The organism is Aeromonas sp. HMWF016, from assembly GCF_963878195.1.
Taxonomy (GTDB): Bacteria; Pseudomonadota; Gammaproteobacteria; order Enterobacterales; family Aeromonadaceae; genus Aeromonas; species Aeromonas lacus.
The window spans coordinates 13541-22468 of sequence record NZ_CAWNWX010000046.1 but is presented as its reverse complement, the minus strand read 5'-3'; the positions used below and the strand labels follow the sequence as shown (position 1 = coordinate 22468).

The 8928-nt window shown below is 59.5% G+C and carries 6 protein-coding genes and 1 pseudogene; 3 read left to right on the top strand and 4 right to left on the bottom strand.

Annotated elements, in window-relative coordinates:
* Positions 1 to 213: 213 nt before the first annotated feature.
* Genes hemG through pepQ form a run of 4 tightly spaced genes read right to left on the bottom strand, consistent with a single transcriptional unit; the run spans position 214 to position 4181 of the window.
* Positions 214 to 738, bottom strand: a complete 525-nt coding sequence (gene hemG, locus AACS24_RS06720; RefSeq protein WP_181364150.1) for a menaquinone-dependent protoporphyrinogen IX dehydrogenase — start codon at positions 736 to 738, stop codon at positions 214 to 216.
* A 7-nt stretch (positions 739 to 745) separates the two neighbouring features.
* Positions 746 to 2203: a TrkH family potassium uptake protein gene (locus tag AACS24_RS06715; protein WP_033112846.1), complete on the bottom strand. Its 1458-nt coding sequence runs from the start codon at positions 2201 to 2203 to the stop codon at positions 746 to 748.
* Positions 2204 to 2241: 38 nt separating this feature from the next.
* A complete protein-coding gene (locus tag AACS24_RS06710) occupies positions 2242 to 2859 on the bottom strand; it encodes a YigZ family protein (RefSeq protein ID WP_108570598.1) in 618 nt (205 codons plus the stop codon).
* The gene (gene pepQ / locus AACS24_RS06705; protein WP_108570597.1) at positions 2859 to 4181 is read right to left on the bottom strand and encodes a Xaa-Pro dipeptidase; all 1323 of its coding nucleotides are present in this window, start codon (positions 4179 to 4181) and stop codon (positions 2859 to 2861) included. Before pepQ ends, AACS24_RS06710 begins: the two co-directional genes overlap by 1 nt.
* A 191-nt stretch (positions 4182 to 4372) precedes the next feature.
* On the opposite strand from pepQ, the gene AACS24_RS06700 reads away from it, so the two are divergent.
* The 3 genes and pseudogenes from AACS24_RS06700 to fadA form a co-directional block, all read left to right on the top strand.
* On the top strand, positions 4373 to 6310 hold the full coding sequence (locus tag AACS24_RS06700) for an acetoacetate--CoA ligase (RefSeq protein WP_108570596.1): 1938 nt from the start codon (positions 4373 to 4375) through the stop codon (positions 6308 to 6310).
* A 204-nt stretch (positions 6311 to 6514) separates the two neighbouring features.
* Positions 6515 to 8662: a fatty acid oxidation complex subunit alpha FadB gene (gene fadB, locus AACS24_RS06695; RefSeq protein ID WP_108570595.1), complete on the top strand. Its 2148-nt coding sequence runs from the start codon at positions 6515 to 6517 to the stop codon at positions 8660 to 8662.
* 21 nt (positions 8663 to 8683) lie between these two features.
* A pseudogene (fadA, locus tag AACS24_RS06690) lies at positions 8684 to 8928 on the top strand (acetyl-CoA C-acyltransferase); the annotation flags it as partial.

Genomic DNA, 8928 nt, shown 5'->3' with positions numbered 1-8928 from the left:
CGCCCACCTCATCAAGAGGCTAGCTCATCAGTTCGGCGTGTTCCGCCGTGCTGGTAGGGGCGCATTATAGGGAGCCGCGCCGCGATGACAAGAGGAAAACTGCAAAAAATGGCACTTTTTGCAGTTTTCCGGTTCAAGCGTTGTTTAATTGAACAAAAGCCCCGCTTCGGCGAGGCTCTTTCGGGTAATAAACCCTGAATTCACATCAGGTTGCTACCTTTTTGACCAGAATTCGCGAGCGAAGCTGCGCACCTTTTCCCAATCGGTAAATTCGAGGTCCTTGGTAGTATCGGTACTGCCGCCAGTGATCTTCATAATCAGCTGGATAATGCGGGTCTGCCACCAGTTATAGCGAGAGTACTGCAGCGCACCGGCAAACACCCCCAGGGTTTTCGGCTTCCAGGGCGAGAGGCGCAGAAACTTCTTCATATAGGCGTTGGTTTGCGGCGTCTGCTTCTCGGGCTTGCGAGCGGTCAGGTTGACGCAGAAGAAGGCGGCATTGGCGACCTCCAGCTGTTCATGGTGGGCATGAATAAAACTGAGCAGGCTGGGGTGGAAGTTGCCATAGCGGATAGAAGCGCCGATCAACACCTTCTTGTACTTGCTGAGATTGCACTTGGGCAGGGTGTGCAAATCATGCATCACCACTTCGCATCCCGGCATCTCCTCCAGCATGACATCGATGATTTTACGGGTTTGACCGTCCCTAGAGGAATAAAGCACCAGAATCTTGTCCATAACAACCTCAACTACGCCAGAATGCAGGGGTAAACAGTACCAGAAGCGTAAAAATTTCCAATCGACCAAACAACATGGCCAACACCAGTACCCATTGTGCAGCGGGTGAAATATTCCCGAAGTTGGCAGAGACCTCTCCCAGACCCGGGCCTACGTTGGTAAAAGCAGCCGCCACGGCGGTGAATGCGGTCACTTCGTTCAACCCCGTCATCAGCAACAGCAACATGAATATAAAGAAGAGGATGATATAGGTGGCGAAGTAGCCCCACACCGCCTCGACGATACGCTCGGGCACAGCCCGCTTCCCCAGCTTCAGGGTATAGATAGCTCTGGGGTGAACCAACCGCTTCAGTTCACGCATCCCCTGCATAAAGAGGATCATGAAGCGCATCACCTTGATACCGCCACCGGTACTGCCTGCACAGCAGCCGATAAAGGCGGAGAACATCAGCAGCATGGGCAGGAAAGAGGGCCAGTCTGCATACGTAGTGGTGCTATAGCCGGTGGTGGTGCCCAGAGAGACCGCCTGGAACAGACCGTGGTTGAGCGCTTCTTGCCAAGTGGCGTAGTGCCCGTGGGTCAGCAAGGCGATAAAGCAGATCATCACCAGGGTCACCTGGATGGCCAGAAAGACCTTGAGCTCCGCGTCATAGAGGTAGCGCCCGAGCCGAACCGGACGATGGGAAAAGACAGTAAAGTGGAGCGCAAAGTTCACACTGGCCAGCAGCAGGAACACCACGGTAATCAGGTTGATGACCGGACTGTTGAAAAAACCGATGCTGGCATCGTGGGTAGAGAAACCACCGACCGACAGGGTCGAAAACGAATGGCACACCGCATCGAATAGCGTCATCCCAGCCAGCCAGTAGGCCAGTGCACAGAGCGCGGTCAGCAGCAGGTAGATAAACCAAAGCGCCTTGGCCGTTTCAGCGATACGCGGCGTCACCTTGGTATCCTTGACCGGGCCCGGGATCTCGGCACGATAGAGCTGCATGCCCCCGATACCCAGCAGCGGCAACACGGCGACCGCCAACACGATGATCCCCATGCCCCCCAGCCACTGCAGCAGCTGGCGGTAGAACAGGAACGCCTTGGGCAGATTGTCCAGCCCGGTCAGCACGGTGGCGCCGGTGGTGGTCAGGCCGGAGAAAGATTCAAAGAATGCCTCGGAAACCGACATATGCGGGGCATCGCTCAGAATAAAGGGCACAGCCCCCACGCTACCCAGCACCACCCAGAACAGCACCACAATAAGGAAACCCTCTTTCGCTCTGAGCTCCTTCTTGTGATAACGGTTGGGAAACCAGAGTGCGACCCCTAGCAACAGGGCCATGAGGAAAGATTTGATGAACTCGGCGCCGCCCCCATCCCGATAACCAAACGCAACCAGCGCTGGCAGCAGCATGGTCGAGCTGAATAGCGCAACCAGCAAGCCAACGATGCGAATAATGCTCAGGGTGTGCATTCCGGCTCCTACTTCAAAACGATAAAGAGCGATGGATTCTAGCCATCTAAAGGCTTAAGGGATACCCGTCCATGGGTTCTGTCGGTCAATTCGCGGTCAACCCGCTCCCAGACTGCAGACTCCCACGCCACCTGCAGGGTGACCTGCTGGCCGTAATCGGCTGCCAGCAGCTCGCCGTTGTGGCTGCTGATCAGTGACTCGACCACGCCCATGTCGCCATAGTCGCAATGAATGGAGGAAGGGGTACGCGGCACCTTGAGTTCGGTCACCAGCTGCTTGAGGGCTGCCCCCACTCCGCCACCATAGGCCTTGACCAGACCGCCGGTACCAAGCTGGATACCACCGTAGTAACGCACCACGACGGCACAGATCTCTCCATACCCCGAGCCCATCAGCTGAGCGAGGATAGGCTTGCCCGCCGTACCGGAGGGTTCGCCATCGTCGCTGAAGCCATAGACCTGACTATCTTGTGGCGCGCCCGCCACAAAGGCCCAGCAGTGATGGCGAGCGGTCGGATGTTGCCGCTTGATCTGGTTGACCCACCCCTTGGCCGCCTCGACGGTCGGGGTGTGGGCAATCAGGGTAATGAAACGGCTCTTCTTGATCTCTTCGCTGAGCTCCAATGGCGCGGCCGGAATAGAATAAGCTGCCGCCATCAGAGCCCTGCTTGTCTGGTCATGTTCTCCACCCCGTTGGCGTGCAACACCACGTTGTCTTCGATGCGGATGCCGCCGAACGGACGCAGCGCCTCTACCTTGTTCCAGTTGACCCGCTTGCCCTGTTCGCCCTGACGCAGCGGCTCCAGCAGGCTGTCGATGAAGTAGAGACCGGGCTCGATAGTGAACACCTGGCCCACCTCCATCACCCGGGTGCAACGCAGATAGGGGAACTGCTCAGGAGCCGCCAGATGGGTGCCGCGCTCATCCTGCATGAAACCGCCCGCATCGTGCACCTGCAGGCCAAGGAAGTGACCGAGACCATGGGGGAAGAAGACGTTGGTCACCCCGGTGTGGATCATCTCGTCCACCGACATATCCACCAGCTCGGTCGCTTGCAGCAGGCGCGCCAGCTTGTGGTGCATCTGCAGATGCAGCTCGCTGTAACGACGGCCCGGTTTGATCTCGCCGATGATCTCCTGCTGCTGCGCATCCAGCGCCGCGATGAGATCGGCAAACTCGCCGCGCCGCCACGCCCAGGTACGGGTGATATCGGAGGCATAACCGTGAAAATCGACACCTGCATCGATCAGAAAGGAGTAACGCTCGGCATCAGGCACCCGCACAGCCGAGAGATGGGTATAGTGCAGGATGGCCGCATTGCGGTTGATGGCGACAATATTGCCGTAGGGCGCCTCATTGGCCCCCTGCCCGACCGCCTTCATATAGGCCAGATTGATTTCGAACTCGCTCGCCCCCGCCATAAAGGAGTCCTTGGCCGCGATATGACCACGGACACCGATGCGGTTCGCCTCGCGCAGACACTCCAGCTCGTAAGGGGTTTTGTAGGCACGGTGATAGTGCAGGTAGTTGAGCACCGCCTCGGGATTGGGCTGGGTCAGCCCCAGCAGCTCGGCCACTTCCAGATGACCGCCCAGATAGGCCCACTCCTGCTTGTTGCCCGGCAGATGATCGGCGACTTGTTCCGGTCGGGTCAGGAAACGGATATCGAAGAACTCGACCCAGAAGGAATTGGGCAGATCCGCCACCTTGTGCCAGAAATCGACCGGACGATAGAACAGCAGCACCGGTTTGTTCACCCCGTCCACCAGCAGCCAGCAGTGGGGATTGTCCAGCACCGGCAACCAGGCCTTGAAGTGCGGGTTTACCTTGAACGGGTAATCCTGATCATCGAGGAAGATGCGGTGGGTCTGGCCGGAGTGGATGGCCAGCCCGCCAAGTCCCTGTTGCTGCAGGATATCGCGGGTGCGTTGCTGCAAAGTGTCGAGATGCTGGGCAAAAAGTTGGCTGTAGCTGCTCATGGCGTCCTGCTCCGAGGTGAATGTGATTGCAGCATAACATCAAGCGCTTGGCGGCTCGACCCGTCAAGCTGCCGCTTCGTGAGGTAACGCATACGTTACAAACGTGTTTGTTATCAACAGAGAACCAGTCGTTAACAAATCAAAAACAATTCAATACACTGCCGGTAGATACATGAAGTCAGGGATTACTCATGGACAACCTCTGCCTGTGGCAACCGGATCCGCTCGGGATGCAGCAATCCAACCTCTACCGCTTTATGGCTGAGGTGAACCGCTTCCACGGCCTGCAACTGCAGAACTATCCGCAGCTTTACCAATGGTCGGTGGAGAAGACCACCCGCTTCTGGCCACTGGTGTGGCAGCACTGTGGCGTCAAGGGTGAGCTCGGCAACATAGTGGCGGAGAACCGTCAGGATATGCAGCGCACCCGCTGGTTCCCCGACAGCCGCCTCAACTTCGCCGAAAACCTGCTGCGCCGCCAGGATGAGAGCCCGGCCATCATCTCCCGCATCGAAGGGAGCCCAAGCCGCACTCTGAGCTGGCGCGAGCTGGCGGATCAGGTCGCCAGGCTGGCCCAGTGGCTGCGTGGCCAGGGCATCGGCCGGGGCGATGTGGTGGCGGCCTACCTGCCCAATATCCCGGAAACCGTGGTGGCCATGCTGGCAACCACCAGCCTCGGGGCGATCTGGACCTCCACCAGCCCCGACTTTGGCGAGGCCAGCGTGGTGGAGCGCTTCGGCCAGACCCGGCCGCGCGTGCTGTTTGCCGTGGATGGCTATCGCTATAACGGCAAGGAGATCGACATTCAGCAGAAGGTCGCCAGCGTGGTGAGCCAGATCGGCAGCATAGAGCAGACGGTGATGATCCCCCTGCTCGGCAACCCGCTACAGCTTGGTCACGACTGGCAGCAACTACTGGCGAGCCAGCCGGACGCCGGCCTCCAGTTCGAGCCGATGGCTTTCAATGACCCGCTCTACATCCTCTACTCCTCCGGCACCACCGGCAAACCCAAGTGCATCGTGCACGGCATCGGCGGTACTCTGCTGCAACACCTGAAAGAGCACCAGCTGCACTGCGACATCAAACCGGGGGAGCGGATCTTCTACTTCACCACCTGCGGCTGGATGATGTGGAACTGGCTGGTAAGCGCCCTCGCCTCCGGCGCCACCCTGGTGCTCTATGACGGCTCGCCATTTTATCCGGACGGCAATGTGCTGTGGGATCTGGCCCGCGACGAGCAAGTCAGCTTGTTCGGTACCTCGGCCAAGTATCTCGATGCGCTGCACAAGCAGGGTTATGCCCCCATCAAGAGCCACGACTTGCCGCAGTTGCGGCTGATCTGCAGCACCGGCTCAGTGTTGTCGCCGGAGGGGTTCGACTACGTCTATCAGCAGATCAAACAGAATGTGCAACTCAGCTCCATCTCAGGCGGCACCGATATCTGCTCCTGCTTCGTCATCGGCAACCCGCTCAGCCCGGTCTATCGCGGCGAGAGCCAGGGACGCGGCCTCGGCCTCGCGGTGCAGGTGTTCAACGAAGCGGGCCAGCCGGTGCAGGGTGAGAAGGGCGAGCTGGTGTGCACCAAACCGTTCCCGGCCCAGCCCATCTACTTCTGGGGCGACGAAAATGGTGACAAATACCACGCAGCCTATTTCGAGCGGTTCGACAACATCTGGTGCCACGGCGACTGGATCGAGCTGACCCAGACCGGCGGCATTCTGTTCTACGGCCGCTCCGACGCAACCCTCAATCCGGGCGGCGTGCGCATCGGCACCAGCGAGATCTACCGCTACGTCGAGCAACTGGACGAGGTGGAGGAGAGCATCGTCATCGGCCAGCAGTGGCAGCAAGACGAGCGGGTGGTGCTGTTCGTCAAGCTCAAGGCGGGTTGTAAGCTGGATGAGCCGCTGCGCGAGCGGATCCGCCAGCAAATAAAGCAGCACTGCACCGCCCGCCACGTGCCCGCCCGCATCCTGCAGGTGGATGCCATCCCCCGCACCAAGTCCGGCAAGATCGTCGAACTGGCGGTGCGCGAAGTGGTACACAACAGACCCGTCAACAACACCCACGCCCTCGCAGATCCCGAGGTGCTGAACCAGTATCGCGACCGGCCGGAACTGGCCAGTTGATAACAAACTCACATCTATCCGAGGCGCCGCAAGGCGCCTCTCTTTTGCCCGTTTTGTGATGAAGAGCTTTTACTCGAGATCTGTTAAACAAATGTTTTAAATAGGTGTTGAAAATGTCTCCTTTTGGATCAATAGTGAGCCTCGCCCCCTGCTGGGGATAAAGGAGCAACACCCCCCACTGAGTGGGAACAAGGAGACACTCTCATGATCTACCAAGGCGAAACCCTGTCGGTCAGCTACCTCGAAAACGGCATCGCCGAGCTGAGGTTTGATGCCCCGGGTTCAGTCAACAAGCTGGATCGCGCTACCCTGCTCTCCCTGAGCGAAGCGATCGCCGCATTACAACAAGAACGTGAACTAAAAGGTCTGATCCTCACCTCCGGCAAAGACGCCTTTATCGTCGGTGCCGACATTACCGAATTCCTGGAACTGTTCGATCTGCCGCAAGAAGATCTGCTCGGCTGGCTGAAAAAGGCCAACGACATCTTCAATGCCATCGAAGATCTGCCGGTTCCAACCCTTTCCGCCATCAAGGGCCACGCTCTGGGCGGCGGCTGCGAGACCATCCTCTCCACCGACTTCCGTCTGGCCGACACCACAGCCAAAATCGGCCTGCCCGAGACCAAACTCGGCATCATGCCGGGCTTTGGCGGCACCGTCCGTCTGCCGCGGGTGATCGGCGCCGACAACGCGCTCGAGTGGATCACCACCGGCAAGGATTACCGTGCCAATGACGCCCTCAAGGTGGGAGCCATCGACGCCGTGGTCGCCCCCGACGCGCTGCACAGCGCTGCGCTGCAGATGATCAAAGACGCCATCGCGGGCAAACTGGACTGGCAGAGCCGTCGCGCCGCCAAAAAAGCGCCGCTGCGCCTCTCCAAACTGGAAGCCATGATGAGCTTCACCACCGCTGCCGGCATGGTTGCCGCCGTGGCGGGCAAACACTATCCGGCGCCGATGACAGCGGTGAAAACCGTCGAGGCCGCCGCAGGCATGGGCCGTGACGAAGCGCTGGCCGTTGAGGCGCAGGGCTTTATCAAGCTGGCCAAGACCGACGTGGCCAAGGCGCTGGTCGGCATCTTCCTGAACGATCAACACATCAAGGCGCTGGCCAAGAAGGCTGCCAAGCAGGCGAGCAAGGCCACCGGCCATGCTGCCGTACTGGGTGCCGGCATCATGGGTGGTGGCATCGCCTACCAGTCTGCCAGCAAGGGTATTCCGGCGGTGATGAAGGACATCAACGAGAAGGCACTGGCACTTGGCATGGGCGAAGCCACCAAGCTGCTCAACGGCCAGCTCGAGAAGGGCCGCATCGACGGCATCAAGATGGGCCAGGTGCTCTCCGCCATCACTCCGACTCTCAGCTATGACAACGTCAAAGGCGTGGACGTAGTGGTCGAAGCCGTGGTCGAGAATCCCAAGGTGAAAGCCGCCGTATTGGGCGAAGTGGAAGGGATCATCGGCGAAGACGCCGTACTCGCCAGCAACACCTCCACCATTCCCATCTCCCTGCTTGCCAAGGGGCTGAAGCGCCCGCAGAACTTCTGCGGCATGCACTTCTTCAACCCGGTGCACCGCATGCCATTGGTGGAGATCATCCGCGGCGAGCAGACCTCCGATGAAACCATCAACCGCGTGGTGGCCTATGCCGCCGCCATGGGCAAGTCCCCGGTAGTGGTCAACGACTGCCCCGGCTTCTTCGTCAACCGCGTGTTGTTCCCCTACTTCTTTGGCTTCAACAAGCTGGTCGCCGATGGTGCCGACTTCGCGGCCGTCGACAAGGTGATGGAGAAGGAGTTCGGCTGGCCCATGGGCCCCGCCTACCTGCTGGACGTAGTCGGCATCGACACCGGTCACCATGCCGGTGACGTGATGGCGCAGGGTTTCCCGGCACGCATGAGCAAGGAAGGCCGCACCGCCATCGACGTGATGTATGAAGTGAACCGCTTCGGTCAGAAGAATGGCAAGGGTTTCTACGCTTACGAGCAGGACAAGAAGGGCAAGCCGAAGAAAGTGGCCGACGCCGCCAGCTACGAGCTGCTGGCCCCCATCGCCAAGCCGAAACAGGATTTCGACAAGGACGCCATTATCGCTCGCATGATGATCCCGATGATCAACGAGGTGGTGCTCTGTCTGGAAGAGGGCATTGTTGCCACGCCAGCCGAAGCCGACATCGCACTGGTCTACGGTCTGGGCTTCCCTCCCTTCCGCGGCGGCGTGTTCCGCTATCTGGACACTATCGGTCTGGATCGCTACGTGGCCATGGCCGACCAGTATGCCGATTTGGGCCCGCTCTACCGCGTCAGCGACCGCTTACGCGAGATGGCCGCCCAGGGTAAAACCTTCTACTGATTGCGGAAAGGAGATCCATTCATGAAAGACGTAGTCATTGTCGACTGTATCCGGACCCCGATGGGCCGGTCCAAGGGCGGCGCCTTCCGCAACGTGCGTGCAGAAGATCTGTCCGCGCACCTGATGAAATCCATCCTGCTGCGCAACCCCAACCTCGACCCGAACGAGATCGAGGATATCTACTGGGGCTGCGTACAGCAGACCCTGGAGCAGGGCTTCAACATCGCCCGCAACGCCGCGCTGCTGGCCGGTATTCCGAAGCAGGT